Consider the following 15,482-nt stretch of genomic DNA (forward strand, 5'->3'; position numbering starts at 1 on the left):
GTCCATCGTACGTTCGATTTTGAGCGAACGTATCCAAACTCAGCAGGGACAAACAAAGGAAAACAAAGTAAAGATTCTTTTTCTTCATGGGAAACACGCGTTATGTGATTCAATATTGCACTGTAAAATAAACTCAAAAACAAGAAAAAAGGGTAAGCCTATAAGCCGGATTCTGTTCCTTTTAAGCGTTTGACAACCCAAAAGACTCCTACCATTTATCCAGAATTCAGGTCACCCTGAATCTCTAACGATCTACCCGTGTCAGCGTTTCGAAAAACGGAAGCGAGTAGCCTCACTAACTAACACCTATTTGATCTTTCAGCCCGTAAGGTTTACCCTGCCCCGTCTGTCACCAGCCGGGCGGTGGGCTCTTACTCCACCGTTTCACCCTTACCTCGGTATATAAAAAACATGCCAAGGCGGTATCATTTCTGTGGCACTGGCTGTCAACAGGCCGTTTCCAATCTGTTGCCTTCCCGTTAGGAAGTACGGTACTCTGTGCTGCCCGGACTTTCCTCTTCGATAAAAATACCGCAGCGGTAGGACAGCTCACTCCTTTCCTCTGACCACAAAGCTAACAAATACTTTCTTTTGATTAGCAGTCAATATACTATAAAAAGTAAAAATTTATGGTACAGATACGCATTATTCCATTGGTTTTCTGTCAGATTCCCTTCATTCCGTCGACCTTCAAATTCACTTTTCCGTGTGCAAAAACGACTGAATATAAATGTTTTGGAGTAAGATAAACTTTGTCCGGCTGAATGTCCGAAAGCGTTCCTTTCAGTGTGACTCCGTCTGTAACCTTGTAGTTACCAAGCGCTTTCTGAATTGTCTTTTTCGCTTCGGTAATTTGGTCGCCTACCGGAAAAGTCATTTTCTTCTCCATCATCCTGCTGAACTGCCCCTGCAATAACCAGCCCGCCGTACGTACAATCGTATTTCTCGTTTCGAGGTCATAATCAAGACCTTTTAAAGACAACTGCTGAGTCAAAGGATCATAATAAGGTATGCCTTTTAGATAAATATAACCCGAAATGCTCCCGGCAAGCCCCGCTTTGATCACCAGCTTGTCATTCTGACCATACAATTCAACAGAAGTAACATTGACTTTGTATTGTCCACCTAGAAATGAAAAAGTTTCCCCGGCCATTTTCGCAGTAGCGAGCCGGCCCGCATCCTCATAGGAAACCAGACTAATTAACCCTACCTTAAAATCGTCCGTTACTTTTGGGGTTATCTGTAAGTCAGGCAGTTTTTGAACCGCAGTTACGGTTGGTTTGGTGGCCGAGGTGATTGTTTGGGTATATCCTTTGATACCAAGTACCGCCCGAATCACACCGTTTTTTGCCAGTAGCGGCGTCATTACCACGCTGGTTGGAACTACTACGAGCCAGGTATCATATTCTTCGGCAAGCATAACCGGCTGTCGCACAATGTTCCAGGCCAGTTCGGCATTCTTTTTCAGTTCAAGATTATTGGCTACTTCCTGGTCAATCGCCTCTGTGATCTTGTCAAAGTTTTTATTTAGCATCCGGCTCGCCATACTTTTAATAGGAATATTGAGGCCGGCAACCTTCACGCTCGGGTCGGAGATCCAATCATAACTATCTACGTAAGTTTCCGATTTAACCTGCCAATTTGGAGAAATACCGATCTTGGAAATCAGGCGAATACGGATTGAAAATTCAGTGTCTTTATAACCTGACATCGTGATACCCAGCGGACTGATTTTGTAGCCCGCACTAACCCAGATTTTTAACGGGACTTCAAAAAGAAAAGAAGAATCAATCGCCACTACACGGATCGGGCTGATCTTCCAAACCTTCGCTTTGAGGTTATCATTATCCTCGTCTTCATAACTGTTGTCCTCATAAATCAGCCCCTTGATTTTCGCATTGATCTGATTCTCAATTTCCTTCACCGATAATTCGATCGGCACATTCATCACCGACAAATGCTTCTCATTCTGAATTGCCTTATCGGAATACATATATTCTTCCATAGGTGCTTGAGGGGAGGTACTTTTAGGCCGGCACTGCCACTGGCTACAGACAATGGCTGCCAAACAAAAAACATATAATATCCTGGCCAGCAGGTTACTTGATTTTGACGAGGGTCGCACCGTATCCGAATTTGTCTTTTAACGCATCTTTAAAATAAGCCACATGCTTGTTCTTGCTCAACCGCCGGTGCAATTCATTTTTTAGCGCCCCGCTGCCCGCTCCGTGAATGAATGTAATTTCCTCCATTCCGTTTGCAATCGCATTTTCAAGATTTGCTTCAAATGCGCTAAGCTGGGTTTTTACAATATTTTCATTAGAAATCCCGGCGGTATCGATCACCAGCTTTTCAATATGCAGATCAACCACCTCATTCGGCTTTTCCAGTTTTACCGGCTCTGCCCCTGCTCCTCTCAGCATACTCTCTTTCAATGCAACCGAAAGTTCAGTGTCGGGCAGTACCGGTTCTTTTTTCAGATTTTCTTCGTCGAGCTGATAAATAAATGCTTCCTTTTCCAGTACAGGCGCTTTTCTCTTGCTTTTATAAAAAGATTGGGCGCGGCACTTTATTTTTTTGGTTAAAGATTGAGGCAACAAATGCTTTCCTTCCCTGAAATACAAAACATTCAGTTCAAAAACAGGCCACTCTTCAAAATCTTTCATCAAAACCTCCGCGAGTTTTTGCGACTGTCGCGGCTGCAATGTACCCGCGCCCAGCCCGGTTTGCACCTGATTTTGAATGGACGAAGCGGTGAAAGGCAGGATCCAGTCTGTATTGTTAATAATATGTACCGTCAGCGATTTATCATTAATTGATACAAAGGCGAGATAAATACCCTTTTCGGCAAAAGGTGCATTGCGCGGAACGATCACGTCCGACTTCGCTGTCACTTTCCCGGTATCCGGTCCCTTTTGCATCCGTTGCGACTCGACGGGCGAAATAGTAACTACCTCATTGCGCAGCACAGGAATCCTGAAACCATCTTCAATTTCAATTTCAACCACATTTCCAGGCAAAAAAGCATAGATAATGCCTTCCTCCCGCCCATGTAACAATCTTACTTTATCTCCAATATTCATATTTAAATGATTTATAAGCCAGTTCTTCCAGGCTGTCAAAAATAGAAAGGTTTGAGTCCCACACCATTTCTGCTGAATTGCAGTGCCGGAGCAGGTATCTTCAAAGAATTGGCCAGGAAGCCGATAGTACGAACAAATTTATTCTTTGTTTTGATCTTGGTCAGGTCAATATCCACTGACAAATAATATTGCCGGTAAGGCCGGTAGCCCATTTTCTTACTCTGGCCCACTTCCGCTGAAACCATATTATGAATCCCATAACCTACTGAAAAGCAAAGCCACTCTGGCCAGCTGCTACCCGGAAAAAACGATTTCGGACTCGCAGATAACCAATACGTTTGTCCATTATAATCTTTCAGCCACCGCTCCGACCAGCTTTTCCCAAGCAACTCAGGCCGCACCTTGGCAAGCGAAGTTGCGTGAAATGAAAACTTTGGATGAATGCGAACTTCATCCCACAATGCAACCTGCCCAAGGTACAATGCCGACCCGGCAATATTTCCGATCATATCACCCGGTGAAAACCCATAATCCGGGGAAAATCCATCTAAGATTTCAATAGGAGTTTGAAAAATAATCCCCGAAACTGCGCCGTAGATGAGCATTTGCTTCTTGGATATTCCGGTTTTCTTATAGAGCGCGGCCGTGTGTCGTGCGATCTGGAATGATGTGTAAACGTGCCCCATTTTGTCCATTTGAAGCCACTCGCGGGAATCGTCCTGGATTGTGAAGTTTGTTAATGGATGCTTGTACCAGGATTTACTTAATCCGTAGATCGTACCCAGGTACAATGCAGACTGGGCAGCGAAAATCCCGCGTAACATTGCGTAGTTCGGGGGTTTGATTTCTGCCGAATCAGCGTAAATACTAATTGAAACCGAATCTGCATCCTGCGCATACAGCGGTTGAAAAAAGCAGGTGAAAACGACGAGGAATACAGTTGCTAATGTTTTTGACTTTCCTGAAAATGAGCTTCTAATATCCGCCATGGTACTTTCTTAATCCCCATTCAGCGCCTAGCAGCAGTACCAGCAAGAAAAACAGCCATTTCATATAGATCAGCTCCACCATTTCTTCTGAACTGTCCAGACGATCAGCGGGGCGGTCGCTTTTCAATTTTTCAACATAAGAAGCCAGTGATGCGGGCGTTATCATTTCGCCACCCGAGCGGTCGGCCAGCTCGCGCAACATTCCAAAATCAGCAGTTGTATTATTCAATTCCAGATCCACGTTTTTAACAACAAACTGTCCCGCAGACTTTTCCTGACCCGCCCGGAGCGACGTAGAAGCCACATATCGGTACACACCTTCCTGCAAACCCGTGATACTAAACCTGGGCGATTCATTGGAATGCGTGTAGGTAAATTGTCTGGTTTTACCCTTTTCATCCGTAATATCGAGCTTCACTTCCTGTCCGTAAATCGGTTCGTAAATGTCGTTGTAGATTTCAGTCTGAAACGAAACCTGCTCTCCCGCTTCAAATTCATTATTAGTCGGGTAAACGCGGAACTTGCGTTTGTCTTCCCGTAGTGAAAGTACCTGGATCAGTTTCTGAAAAAGGTTATCTACCACCTCTTGCTTGTTCGTTTGCGCAAATTCCTCCTGCCGCCACTGCCACAATCCCTCTCCCGCCAATACAGCGATTTTATGGTCGCTGCTGGTATTTAAAACAAGCAAAGGCTTACTGGTATTCAGCGTGCCTACCTTTTGAAAAAGAATGGTTTCTGTGCCTGAAGACAAGTTATATTCCCCAAACGGAACAGAAAGTGGTGGCAGCCTTTCGAGTAATTTCAGACTTTCGGGATCAAAATTAAGTTGCTGGAATGCAGGATTAAATCGTGCGGTAACTTTATCCAGCTGATTGTTTGAAGTATTGATGATCAGTGAACGATTGAGCGAATTCGCCAGCGGCACCGCGGATTGGTTGCCCAGAATAAAGAACAAGGGTGTTTTAGCGTCGATAAACTTTTTGATCTGAGCATTACCCAGCCCAAGTACGTTTGGAATTTGATGCAAAATAACCAGATCATAAGGTTTCGTTGCTGCGGGAGGATTCGACGAAATAGAAAGGATATTCACATCCACCTCATAATTCTCATTCGCCTCGATCACACTTCTCAGACTTTTAATATCCGGGTGCGGTGCCAGCGCCATGAGCAGTATTTTCTGTTTTCCGTCAATAATATCAATGTACACATCCCGGCGGTTATTTCGCTTCGACGTTTCGCCGGATACCTGCCCTATTTCGAGGGTAAAATGCTGTACTCCTTTTTGATTAGAGGTAGCTTTGAAGTCAATCGCTTTGAAAAAATCTGCCCGGTCGATCGCCACAGTCTGGGTTTCCAGTACCCGCCCGTTTTGTTTGAGCGTCACCGTAGTGGCCTTACCCGCAAGCCCGTTCGCAGCAATTTCAGCCCGGATCGGGAATTCGTTCCCGAGGTACGCGATCCTGTTATTGACCACATCTTTAATGCGAATATCCAGATCAGGCACCGTGTCGCCCACTGCCAGCGGGCTTACCTTGAATGGAAAATTATTATAAGCCGGCGAAACGCCCTGGTTGACAATACCGTCGGAAACCAGGATCACGTCCGTGAGATTCCGGCCCTCAAAGTTGCTCCGGATGTTTTGGAGCATGCCGGTCAGGTCTGTTTTGTTTTTGTTAAATAGGATAGAATCCGGCTGAATTTTCCTGGACGCGCCGCCTAATGTTTCAATACTAACCTCAAAACCGGATGCATTCAGTTGCTCAGTAGCATTTGCTACCTCCTTCATTACCGACTTACCAAATTTCCCAACCGACTCCGAATCGTCAATAGCGAAAACGATCTTCGCTTTATCCACCGAAGTCTCCGTTTTGCGAACAAGCGGACTGAGCAGCAAAAAGCATATGATAGCAACGGTAATTCCGCGAAATGCAGCCAGAATATAATTCCACTTTTTACCCCAGGAAGCAGTCGGCTGATACAACAGAAAAGCGTACAAAAGCCCCGCTGCAACGCAGAAAATGAGAAACCAGTAAGGAGTTTGAAAGATCAGTTCGGACCGCATGTGCTCGGAGTCAATAGCTGGCAATGTTACAATATACAATGAAACAGCCAGCTATTCTACTAACGCAAAAAGACACTATGTTAACATACCACCATCAACCTGAATCACCTGGCCGGTAATGTACCTGGACAGATCTGAGGCCAGAAATACGCAGGCGTCAGCCACTTCCTCGGGCTGCCCGCCCCGCTTCATAGGGATCGATTGCTTCCATTCTTCCACTGCTTTCGACTCCACCGCGCCGGTCATTTCAGTTTCAATAAACCCGGGAGCTACTGCATTGGACCTGATATTCCGTGAGCCCAGTTCAAGCGCGATAGATTTGGTAAAACCGATAATACCTGCCTTGGAAGCCGCATAGTTGGATTGACCCGCATTTCCACTGATCCCAACTACGGAAGTGATATTGATAATTGACCCGCTTTTTGCACGGATCATACTTTTGGTAGCCGCCTTAGTTAGATTGAAGACAGATTTAAGGTTGATTCTGATTACCGTATCCCACTGCTCCTCGCTCATGCGCATCAACAATCCGTCTTTGGTAACCCCGGCATTATTAATCAGGACATCGAGCTTTCCGAAATCGGCGACTACATCGGTTACAAGCTGGTCAGCAGCCTGAAAATCAGACGCATCGGAACGGTAACCCTTTGCTTTTACACCAAAAGCTTCGAGCTCTTTGGTCAGCGCTTCGCCTTTTTCAACACTGGATAGGTAAGTAAATGCAACATCAGCTCCCTCCTGAGCCAGTCTCAAAGCAATGGCACGACCAATTCCTCGGGAAGCTCCGGTCACTAATGCAACCTTGTTTTCTACTATTTTCATAGATGATTTATAAATCTGTCAAAAAGAATAATGGTTGGCAAAAATAGGGTTTTAGATATTACTAAGTGAAAACCGCAGCTATTTTACTGAGAAAGCCAGGCATTGGACCGGCCGGGAACGACTATTTTCAAACCTTCTGAAATGGATAGCTGTTGTCTTTTCACAGTAATTAATTATTAAAAACTTCAACCATGTCAGAATCATCAAAAACTGCACTGATCACCGGCGGCTCAAAAGGAATAGGCTTCGGGATCGCTCAGGTACTTATTAAAGAAGGAATCAGGGTGGCCATAACCAGCCGCTCAAAAGAAAACGCAGACCAGGCTGCCGCCGAGCTGAACAAGATCAGCGAAGGTTTCGCGATCGGGATAGAATCGGATGTAAGAAGCTATGAATCGCAGCAAAAAGCGGTACAAACTGTGCTGGACCAATGGGGCCAGCTCGACTACTTCATCGCCAATGCCGGTGTAGGGCACTTTGCGCCAATTGAAGAACTTACCCCAGAGCAGTGGCAGGAAACGATTGATATCAACCTGACCGGTGTGTTTTTCAGTGCAAAAGCTTCACTAGCCGCATTAACGAGCACAAAAGGCTATTTTATTTCAATCGCGAGTTTGGCGGGTACCAACTTTTTTGAGAATGGAACAGCCTATAACGCAAGCAAATTTGGATTGGTAGGTTTCTCTCAGGCAATGATGCTGGACGTCAGAAAAGCGGGGATCAGAGTTACTACCATTATGCCGGGCTCGGTGGCGAGTGAGTTTAATAATCACCAGCCCTCTGAAAAAGATGCTTGGAAGATCCAGCCTGAGGATATCGGACAAATCATTTCCGATCTGATCAAATTGCCTGCAAGAACATTGCCGAGCAAAATTGAGGTGAGGCCGTCGATGCCTTCGAAGTAGGTCAGATTTTATACCATTTCGGATAAATCCAAACCGAGAACAGCATTCCGCCAGCGATTAAAAGCAGCAGCGGAATTTTATACAAAATCAATAAGGTCAGCCCGACGAATCCAAAGAGAAATACTTTCAGCGGATCTTCGGGCAGACCTTCTTTTTTGTAAAAAAACAGATGTATTATTGTTAAAATCGTCAGTCCCAGTAAGTACAGCTGGATCATTTCACTTACACTTAAAGCCGCATTCCGGATTGCTACAAGTGTTTCCGGCAAAATGATAATGGCATGAAACGCGACGATGCGCATAAACCTCCGCAAGGACGAAACCGGCATGCAGCGCCCCCAAAGGCACACTTCACTTTCCCATTTATAAAATTCCAGCGAGATCCCGAAGTTTAAAAGATAAGCCAGCGACAATCCGATACCCGGCAGCCGGAGATCGTAAATGTCAGTTGAATAGTACAGCATCGTGCCCGTAGCCACCAATACCGGCCCCAGTTTTCCTACCAGTAAGGTAATACCCCGCTCCCGGAACAGCCATTCAAACGACCAGTAGAGCCAGGAAGCGGGTCTGGGAAAAGGCCACTTAACACCCCCTACCCCTGATTTCATCACATAATTGACCGGATTTCGCAGCTGCCATTCCGCGACGCACAAGAGCAAAACAGTCAGCAACAGGTAGTAAATGAATATGGGCCAAATATTACGGGTAACTTTCTCAGATATCGCGATGAAAGTCAGATAAATACCATAATACAGAATGGGCTGCAAAAAAGCGAAACCCAAAAAGGAGAGTCTTTTAACCCGCATCAATGCAGGCCAGAGGCGCGCTTCATAGATGAATGTGTATTCAGGCAGTTTCCAGAGCTGAGACAAAAATTGCGCGCACAATAATGTATAAACCAGCCAGATGCACAGCAAATACAACATTCCATAAGAGCCGGTCAGAAAAAACAGGGCGAATGCGCGGTGCTCGGCGCCTCCCAGGAAACCGAACAGGATACCCAGCAAAACCAGGAACATGCCGGCCCGCCGGCTGAAAAATTCGTAGACCGTGGAACTCAGGAGCATTTTCATGAAAGAAAAAGCGGAACCAGTGTCTTATCGCGCAATGCAAAGCTTTGCGTGATTTCCAGACCCTCCTGCTGAAAAGGCTGGTGCGACGAAAGCAAAAATGTTACTCCGGCAGCATGATAAGTCCTGATTATACCGAACAATGCTGCCCGCGCGTGTTTGTCAATCGTAATCAGCGGCTCGTCGAGGATAATGATCTTTGGATTTCCCAGAAAAGCGACCGCCAGCGAAACCTTCTTGACCATTCCACTGGAACAGCTGCCAAAAGTATTTTTCAAATAATTGATACCTAATTGGGAAATCAGCTCTTCCGCCTGTCCTTTGGGTGCTCGCTTGGCTTCGGCGACAAATCTGATCAGATCTTCCGGCGTCAAAAAAGAAGGATACAATGGTTCCGCTTCACCTAGATTCAACTTCAACCGGTAACCGACCGGATGTTTTTTCAGATCAAATTGCCTATCGATCACTACCGAGCCTGTGAAAGGCAGCATACCAGATAATGTCCTGAAAAGCGTCGACTTACCCGCGCCATTTTCGCCCTGGATCCAGTAAATCCCGTGATGAATATGAAAATGTGGGATTGCAAGAATTTCCAGATCACCGTATCGCTGGTGAAGTTCGCGGATTTCCAGAACCATTTACAGTTGGGGTTGAAATGACTTGGTCTTGGGATCATAACCGAACTCATCGATCAGCTGCTGCAAGGCTACCGACTCTTCATATTTGTAAAGATCTTTGTCAAAAAGCGCATTGTGACCAGCGTTTTTCAGACTGATCCAACTGTGCGTTGCGTAAGGATCGTAATCAAAATGCACAAATGAATGGCCCAGGTTATTCATATCCGCAAACCATTTTACACCCACATCAAGCCTGTCGTAACTTCCAAATGCAGAGCCTTTTCCGACGGGCAATGTATCTTTTCTGGTCTTTTCAAGATCAATCATCGCAACATATTCGTTCAACCGGCATTCGGGAAGCGGCCAGGGCGCTGCCGGGTCCACTACTTCCGTATACGTCGAGGTGCGTGCCTGTGGATATTCCGCCGAAATTTTCATCAGCTCCTCATAACCGGGTTTATATTGCGTATAGACCTCCGAGTGGCACAAGCCGGCAGCAAATGCCGGACAGACCCAGCACTGTCCGATCCTGCCGATACCCGAAGCCGAGCCAATCCCTTCGAGATATTCTTTCACAAGATCCTCTTTGAAATAAACATCGTTATGGATTACCAGCAGGTATTTTCGCTTGGATTTCTCCCACGCATACTGGTACCGGATCGCGCGCCGGAACCATTTGAATTTGAGCAAAAAATCAAACTTCAGATTTTTCGTCCACAGCCAGAAACTGGGTTTATAATAGATTATTTTGTTGCCGAAATGATTGAAAATGAACCGGAAATTAGAAGGTTCCGGTTGTTTGGCCTCTTCAACGAAATAGATCTTATTGATCCACTGCCCGGAGGTTTTCATCAAAGTAAGCAGGGTAATGGCAGTCTGATAAGGTTTGCCGTAAGCATTGATCGCAACGTCGACAATAGCTTTTTGTGGAGTCATAGGAAACAATGCTTATTTTTTATTGAATATAGAACATGGCTACTATTCTAACTGAAAAGTTCGAATTTCAGTGAAATCGACTTACAAACAAAATTGCCGGCGCACGATTAATTGTGCGGTATGAGATCGGGACGAAATTTTCGTATTTTCATTTGTCGGGATAGCCCTGCCGACTATATTTGAAAAATTTTAATTTAATTGTAGGGTATTTTTAAAAATATTAGAAACTCTTCCCGAACACCTGACCTATGAAATCCAACCGCAGATCTTTCCTCCGTTTATCAGCCTTTGCATTGCCTTTTACAAAAGTGAATGAATTATTTGCGAAAACACCGGTCGTTAATATGCCGCTGGTGATCTCGACCTGGGATAGCGGCCAGATCGCGAACGGAGGTGCGTGGCCGATATTGGAAAAAGGCGGAAAAGCATTGGATGCAGTAGAACAGGCGGCTATTGCGATGGAAAATGAAGTGAACTGCTGCGTGGGACTTGGCGGAAATCCTGACCGCGACGGGCACGTGACACTGGATGCCTGCATTATGGACGATAAGTTCAATTGCGGCTCGGTAGCATTTGTTGAGCGCGTGAAACACCCGGCTTCACTTGCGAGAAAGCTGATGGAAAACACGCCGCACGTATTTATGGCGGGAGAAGGTGCGCAGCAGTTTGCAGTAGCGAGCGGGATGAAGCTGGAATCTGGTGAATTGTCGCCCGACGCCGAAAAAGCTTATAAAGAATGGCTGAAAAAGGCTGAATACAAGCCGATTATCAATATTGAACACCAGCAATCTAAACCAAAAGGCCACGGACCATTTGCGCCGAGCCACTTTGACGACGGTTCTGTGAACCACGATACAATGGGAACACTGGCATTGGACTCGTCGGGTAACCTGTCGGGAATGTGTACTACCAGCGGAATGGGTTTTAAAATGCGCGGGCGGATAGGCGATTCACCCATTATCGGTTCGGGATTGTACGTTGATAATGAAGTAGGTGCAGCGACGGGCTCGGGACAGGGAGAAGAAGTGATACGCGTTTGCGGCACACATACTATTGTGGAGCTGATGCGAAACGGCGCGTCGCCGACCGAAGCCTGCAAAAAAACCATCGAGCGTATTGTAAAGATCAATCCTGAAAAGGCAAAAAGTTTTCAGGTAGGTTTCATCGCGATCAGCAAAAACGGAGAAGTGGGCGCCTATTCTCTGCAAAAAGGTTTCAACTACACGGTAACAGATAAGTCTGGAAAAGCGCGGGTGATTAATGCAAAGAGCCATTTCTCCTGATCCGTACAGATTTTCACAGACTAACATATTAGTAATCCATTACTTTTTCCTGAAATGAATTTAAAGTCAAAAGCATTACTGCTCGCGGTTTTGCTAGCAGGTAATTTTTCGTTCGCACAGCAGCATTCCGAGCAGGACCATTCCAAATATGTAGCACCGACTGACCCGCTGGTGCAGCAAAAGCTCGCAAAATGGCAGGATGTTAAGTTTGGTTTGTTAATGCACTGGGGCACGTATAGCCAGTGGGGAATCGTGGAATCGTGGTCACTTTGCCCGGAGGATGAAGGCTGGTGTGAACGCCGCGGACCGCATTCGCACGATTGGTACGAATACAAAAAAGCTTACGAAGAGATACCGAAAACTTTCAACCCTGTCAAATTCAACCCGGAACGCTGGGCGCAGGCGGCCAAGAATGCGGGAATGAAATATGTGGTTTTTACCACCAAACATCATGACGGTTTCGCAATGTTCGATTCCAAATACACGGATTACAAGATCACGAACACGCCATTTAAATCGAACCCGAAAAGCAATGTGACCAAGGAAGTGCTCTCTGCCTTCCGCAACCAGGGTTTTATGACAGGTACTTATTTTTCAAAGCCCGACTGGAATACGGAATTTTACTGGTGGAAATATTTCCCCCCGAAAGACCGGAATGCTTCTTACGATCCTAAAAAGCGTCCCGAGCTTTGGAACAAGTTCAAAGATTTCACCTATAATCAGATCGAAGAGTTGATGTCGGATTACGGCTCCGTCGACATTCTGTGGCTCGACGGTGGCTGGGTGCGTCCATTGAATACAATTGATCCGAATATCAGCTGGCAGAAAAGCATACCTTACGAGCAGGATATCGATATGGCGCGGATCGCTAAAATGGCAAGATCGCATCAGCCGGGGCTGCTTGTCGTCGACAGAACGGTTACGGGTGAATTTGAAAACTATGTAACACCCGAGCAGTCGATCCCCGACCACTATATGTCGATACCCTGGGAATCGTGCATGACAATGGGCGATTCGTGGTCCTACATTCCGAAAGAGAATTTTAAATCAACCCGAAAGCTGGTGCATACGCTGGTTGATATTGTGGCAAAAGGCGGTAACCTGCTGCTGAATGTAGCGCCGGGACCCGACGGAGAGTGGCACGAAGAGGCTTACACCCGGCTGGAAGAAATAGGAAAATGGATGAATGTAAACGGCGTGGGCATTTACGAAACCAAGCCGCTCGCTCCTTACCGGCAGAGCAAATGGGCATACACTAAAAAAGGAAACACGACCTACGCATTCTATTTGGCAGAAGCCGGCGAAAAGCTTGGTATCAGTATGAAACCGGAAGGATTGACCATTGGACCAAATGCCAAGATCACATTCGCAGGAAACAAAAAAGCACTAAAAATCAAAGAGGGAGCGATTCAGATTCCCGCAAAAATCGCTGCTGAAATCGGGGCGCAGCCGGCTTATTTGTTTGTTATTGATTAGGGTTTGGGAGGGAAAAATTTGTACACATTGCCGCGGGCTAAAATCCGCAGCAATGTAACATTAGGATGAATATATTCAATCCCAATGCGCCAGTTACCGACACGGATTCGATAGTACTGACTTTCCTGACCTGCCAATTTCTTATAGTCAAGGCCGGAGAGTTCGAGAGTTTCAGCTTCTTTCAATTTCAGAATAACATAAAAAACCCGCTTATGGATATTATTCGGGGCTTTTTCCAAATCTTTTTCGAACCTCCTGTGGTATTCTACTACCATCCCATTTTTTTTATGAGATCATCGATTGGATATCGCGGCTCATTGCTCTCAGCACGCATTAGTTCAAGCAGAAGCAAGTCTTCGAGCTTTTCGCTTTCGATAATGTCAAGTATTTTTTTCATCTCGTCCGGCGTCCAGTTTCCGCGCTGTTTTTTAACACTGAACGTTGGAGCCGGCATGCCGATTTGTTCTGCCAGATAAGCATTCTTGAACCCGGATTCATTGATCAAAAGGCTCATGTTTTTTCTCAATTCCATATAATCATCGATAATATTGAACATAGCATGAAGTCATTTGGAACGTTGAAGAGTATTCAAAACTAATAATAAAAATTAAGATTTTTGTTATGTAAAACACACGCTGTATCTCTTCATAATTCACCTGAATCAAAAACACAAAATCATTAATGTATCTTAAAAAAAACCGATCTTCACTTTTCAATAGATTTGCTACCTCATTCTTTATATTAGATATGATCAAACCCATAGCCGCACTTTTCTTCCTTTCGGCACTGAATGCTTTCGCCCAAACTCCCCCAAAACCTTACGGCGCTACTCCTGCTCCAAGGCAGGTACTTTGGCACCAAACTGAGGTTTACGGCCTGATTCACTTCACTCCTACTACTTTTGAAAACAAGGAATGGGGTTTTGGAGATGCGGATCCGAAGTCATTTAATCCCAGCGATTTCAGTGCAGAACAGATCGTACTGGCAGCAAAAGCCGGCGGGTTAAAGGGAATTGTATTGGTAGCCAAACACCACGACGGCTTTGCGCTCTGGCCTACTAAGACCACGGAATACAACATTACAAAAAGCCCGTTCCGCGATGGAAAAGGGGATTTGGTAAAAGAGGTAGCCGACGCGACGCGCAAGCACGGACTAAAATTCGGTGTGTACTGCTCGCCCTGGGACCGTAATAATGCGAAATACGGAACGCCTGAATACCTGGCGATTTACCGCGAGCAACTGCGTGAACTGTATACCAATTACGGAGAACTTTTCATGTCGTGGCACGACGGGGCTAACGGAGGCGACGGGTACTACGGCGGTGCGAAGGAAAAACGTTCTATCGACAATACAACTTACTACCAGTGGGACTCTACCTGGACAAACCTGACCCGCAAACTACAACCTAATGCCAACATTTTCAGCGATATAGGCTGGGATGTACGCTGGGCAGGAAATGAGGACGGGAGTGTTAACGAAACCTCCTGGGCTACTTTAACCCCAAAACCCTCGGAAGGCCAGAATGTAGCTGTACCGGGCCAGGCGAATGCGACTGAAAACCCGGGCGGTACCCGTAACGGAAAGTTCTGGATCCCGGCCGAATGCGATGTTCCGCTGCGCAAAGGCTGGTTTTACCACCCGAATGAAAAACCTAAAACGCCCGAAAAGCTATTCGATCTCTACCTGAAAAGCGTCGGTCGCGGCGCGGCGCTGGATCTTGGACTCGCGCCGGATACCCGCGGACAATTGCACGCCGACGATGTGGCCGCGTTGAAAGCATTCGGTGACCACGTAAGCCAGACTTTTGCCACTAACTTGGTCGGCAAGGCTACTTCCAAGGCTGTCAATGTAAGAGGTTACAATTCTATTTACAGTGCTAAAAATATCCTCGACGGAAAGCCGGAAAGCTACTGGGCGACAGACGATGATTTTAAAACACCCGAGGTGATCATGGACCTGAGCCAACCGATCGTATTTGACATTATCAGCATTCAGGAATTCATCAAGCTCGGCCAGCGGATCGAGGAATTTGCAGTGGACGCGTGGCAGGATAACAACTGGAAGGAAATTCACAAAGGTACTAGCGTCGGGGCGAAGAGAATTGTGAAACTGGAAGCGCCGGTCACCACACAGAAGGTTAGATTAAGGATCACGAAATCGCCAGTGAGCATTGCAATCAGCGAATTCGGGTTGTATAAAGACTCGGAATAGAATTGAAAAAGGGTTGTCTTTCGGCAACC

The 15,482-nt window shown here is 46.0% G+C and carries 14 protein-coding genes and 1 other RNA gene; 4 read left to right on the forward strand and 11 right to left on the reverse strand.

From position 1 onward, the window contains the following. Positions 1-145 precede the first annotated feature (145 nt). The 6 genes from rnpB to fabG all read right to left on the reverse strand — a co-directional run bounded on the left by rnpB (position 146) and on the right by fabG (position 6,956). Positions 146-556: RNase P RNA component class A (rnpB, locus tag LZG94_RS13020), an RNA gene on the reverse strand. A 108-nt stretch (positions 557-664) separates the two neighbouring features. Continuing rightward, positions 665-2,005 carry a DUF4403 family protein gene (locus LZG94_RS13025; RefSeq protein ID WP_233792311.1) on the reverse strand — a complete coding sequence of 447 codons (1,341 nt, stop codon included), beginning with the start codon at positions 2,003-2,005 and terminating at the stop codon, positions 665-667. 94 nt (positions 2,006-2,099) lie between these two features. After that, positions 2,100-3,083 carry a DUF2027 domain-containing protein gene (locus LZG94_RS13030; RefSeq protein WP_233792312.1) on the reverse strand — a complete coding sequence of 328 codons (984 nt, stop codon included), beginning with the start codon at positions 3,081-3,083 and terminating at the stop codon, positions 2,100-2,102. A gap of 35 nt (positions 3,084-3,118) precedes the next feature. Continuing rightward, on the reverse strand, positions 3,119-4,072 hold the full coding sequence (locus LZG94_RS13035; RefSeq protein WP_233792313.1) for a DUF2279 domain-containing protein: 954 nt from the start codon (positions 4,070-4,072) through the stop codon (positions 3,119-3,121). After that, entirely contained in the window at positions 4,059-6,134 is a 2,076-nt protein-coding gene (locus LZG94_RS13040; protein ID WP_233792314.1) for a VWA domain-containing protein, read from the reverse strand. The genes LZG94_RS13035 and LZG94_RS13040 overlap by 14 nt, the downstream gene beginning before the upstream one ends. 75 nt (positions 6,135-6,209) lie before the next feature. Further along, positions 6,210-6,956: a 3-oxoacyl-[acyl-carrier-protein] reductase gene (fabG, locus tag LZG94_RS13045; protein WP_215232406.1), complete on the reverse strand. Its 747-nt coding sequence runs from the start codon at positions 6,954-6,956 to the stop codon at positions 6,210-6,212. A gap of 191 nt (positions 6,957-7,147) precedes the next feature. Between fabG and LZG94_RS13050 the strand changes: the two genes are divergently transcribed. After that, positions 7,148-7,861, forward strand: a complete 714-nt coding sequence (locus LZG94_RS13050) for an SDR family oxidoreductase (RefSeq protein ID WP_233792315.1) — start codon at positions 7,148-7,150, stop codon at positions 7,859-7,861. A gap of 1 nt (position 7,862) precedes the next feature. Here the strand turns inward: LZG94_RS13050 and LZG94_RS13055 are convergent, their stop codons facing one another. Genes LZG94_RS13055 through LZG94_RS13065 form a run of 3 tightly spaced genes read right to left on the reverse strand, consistent with a single transcriptional unit; the run spans position 7,863 to position 10,483 of the window. Then, on the reverse strand, positions 7,863-8,933 hold the full coding sequence (locus LZG94_RS13055; RefSeq protein WP_233792316.1) for a hypothetical protein: 1,071 nt from the start codon (positions 8,931-8,933) through the stop codon (positions 7,863-7,865). Beyond that, complete coding sequence (locus LZG94_RS13060; protein WP_233792317.1) at positions 8,930-9,568, reverse strand: ATP-binding cassette domain-containing protein; 639 nt, start codon at positions 9,566-9,568, stop codon at positions 8,930-8,932. The genes LZG94_RS13055 and LZG94_RS13060 overlap by 4 nt, the downstream gene beginning before the upstream one ends. Continuing rightward, on the reverse strand, positions 9,569-10,483 hold the full coding sequence (locus tag LZG94_RS13065; protein ID WP_233792318.1) for a hypothetical protein: 915 nt from the start codon (positions 10,481-10,483) through the stop codon (positions 9,569-9,571). A 248-nt stretch (positions 10,484-10,731) separates the two neighbouring features. Here LZG94_RS13065 and LZG94_RS13070 point away from each other — a divergent pair, with 248 nt between their 5' ends. Next, positions 10,732-11,766, forward strand: coding sequence for an isoaspartyl peptidase/L-asparaginase family protein (locus tag LZG94_RS13070; RefSeq protein ID WP_233792319.1), 1,035 nt, complete (start codon positions 10,732-10,734; stop codon positions 11,764-11,766). A 54-nt stretch (positions 11,767-11,820) separates the two neighbouring features. Further along, positions 11,821-13,242 (forward strand): alpha-L-fucosidase, encoded by a 1,422-nt coding sequence (locus LZG94_RS13075; protein ID WP_233792320.1) that lies wholly within the window; start codon positions 11,821-11,823, stop codon positions 13,240-13,242. On the opposite strand, the gene LZG94_RS13080 is transcribed toward LZG94_RS13075, so the two are convergent. Further along, complete coding sequence (locus LZG94_RS13080; protein WP_233792321.1) at positions 13,239-13,517, reverse strand: type II toxin-antitoxin system RelE/ParE family toxin; 279 nt, start codon at positions 13,515-13,517, stop codon at positions 13,239-13,241. The two genes, LZG94_RS13075 and LZG94_RS13080, sit on opposite strands and share 4 nt — an antisense overlap. Then, positions 13,511-13,798, reverse strand: coding sequence for a hypothetical protein (locus LZG94_RS13085; RefSeq protein ID WP_233792322.1), 288 nt, complete (start codon positions 13,796-13,798; stop codon positions 13,511-13,513). The genes LZG94_RS13080 and LZG94_RS13085 overlap by 7 nt, the downstream gene beginning before the upstream one ends. Before the next feature lie 191 nt (positions 13,799-13,989). Here LZG94_RS13085 and LZG94_RS13090 point away from each other — a divergent pair, with 191 nt between their 5' ends. After that, a complete protein-coding gene (locus tag LZG94_RS13090; RefSeq protein WP_233792323.1) occupies positions 13,990-15,453 on the forward strand; it encodes an alpha-L-fucosidase in 1,464 nt (487 codons plus the stop codon). Positions 15,454-15,482 lie beyond the last annotated feature (29 nt).

The sequence above is a fragment of the Dyadobacter sp. CY343 genome, from assembly GCF_021390335.1.
Lineage (GTDB): Bacteria > Bacteroidota > Bacteroidia > Cytophagales > Spirosomataceae > Dyadobacter.

Bases quoted from the DNA above. Each gene is read 5' to 3' on its own strand.
- LZG94_RS13055 (WP_233792316.1), bottom strand. From the start codon at position 8,933: ATGAAAATGCTCCTGAGTTCCACGGTCTACGAATTTTTCAGCCGGCGG.
- LZG94_RS13050 (WP_233792315.1), top strand. From the start codon at position 7,148: ATGTCAGAATCATCAAAAACTGCACTGATCACCGGCGGCTCAAAAGGA.
- LZG94_RS13060 (WP_233792317.1), bottom strand. From the start codon at position 9,568: ATGGTTCTGGAAATCCGCGAACTTCACCAGCGATACGGTGATCTGGAA.
- LZG94_RS13025 (WP_233792311.1), bottom strand. From the start codon at position 2,005: ATGGAAGAATATATGTATTCCGATAAGGCAATTCAGAATGAGAAGCAT.
- LZG94_RS13030 (WP_233792312.1), bottom strand. From the start codon at position 3,083: ATGAATATTGGAGATAAAGTAAGATTGTTACATGGGCGGGAGGAAGGC.
- fabG (WP_215232406.1), bottom strand. From the start codon at position 6,956: ATGAAAATAGTAGAAAACAAGGTTGCATTAGTGACCGGAGCTTCCCGA.
- LZG94_RS13090 (WP_233792323.1), top strand. From the start codon at position 13,990: ATGATCAAACCCATAGCCGCACTTTTCTTCCTTTCGGCACTGAATGCT.
- LZG94_RS13035 (WP_233792313.1), bottom strand. From the start codon at position 4,072: ATGGCGGATATTAGAAGCTCATTTTCAGGAAAGTCAAAAACATTAGCA.
- LZG94_RS13040 (WP_233792314.1), bottom strand. From the start codon at position 6,134: ATGCGGTCCGAACTGATCTTTCAAACTCCTTACTGGTTTCTCATTTTC.
- LZG94_RS13065 (WP_233792318.1), bottom strand. From the start codon at position 10,483: ATGACTCCACAAAAAGCTATTGTCGACGTTGCGATCAATGCTTACGGC.
- LZG94_RS13080 (WP_233792321.1), bottom strand. From the start codon at position 13,517: ATGGTAGTAGAATACCACAGGAGGTTCGAAAAAGATTTGGAAAAAGCC.
- LZG94_RS13075 (WP_233792320.1), top strand. From the start codon at position 11,821: ATGAATTTAAAGTCAAAAGCATTACTGCTCGCGGTTTTGCTAGCAGGT.
- LZG94_RS13085 (WP_233792322.1), bottom strand. From the start codon at position 13,798: ATGTTCAATATTATCGATGATTATATGGAATTGAGAAAAAACATGAGC.
- LZG94_RS13070 (WP_233792319.1), top strand. From the start codon at position 10,732: ATGAAATCCAACCGCAGATCTTTCCTCCGTTTATCAGCCTTTGCATTG.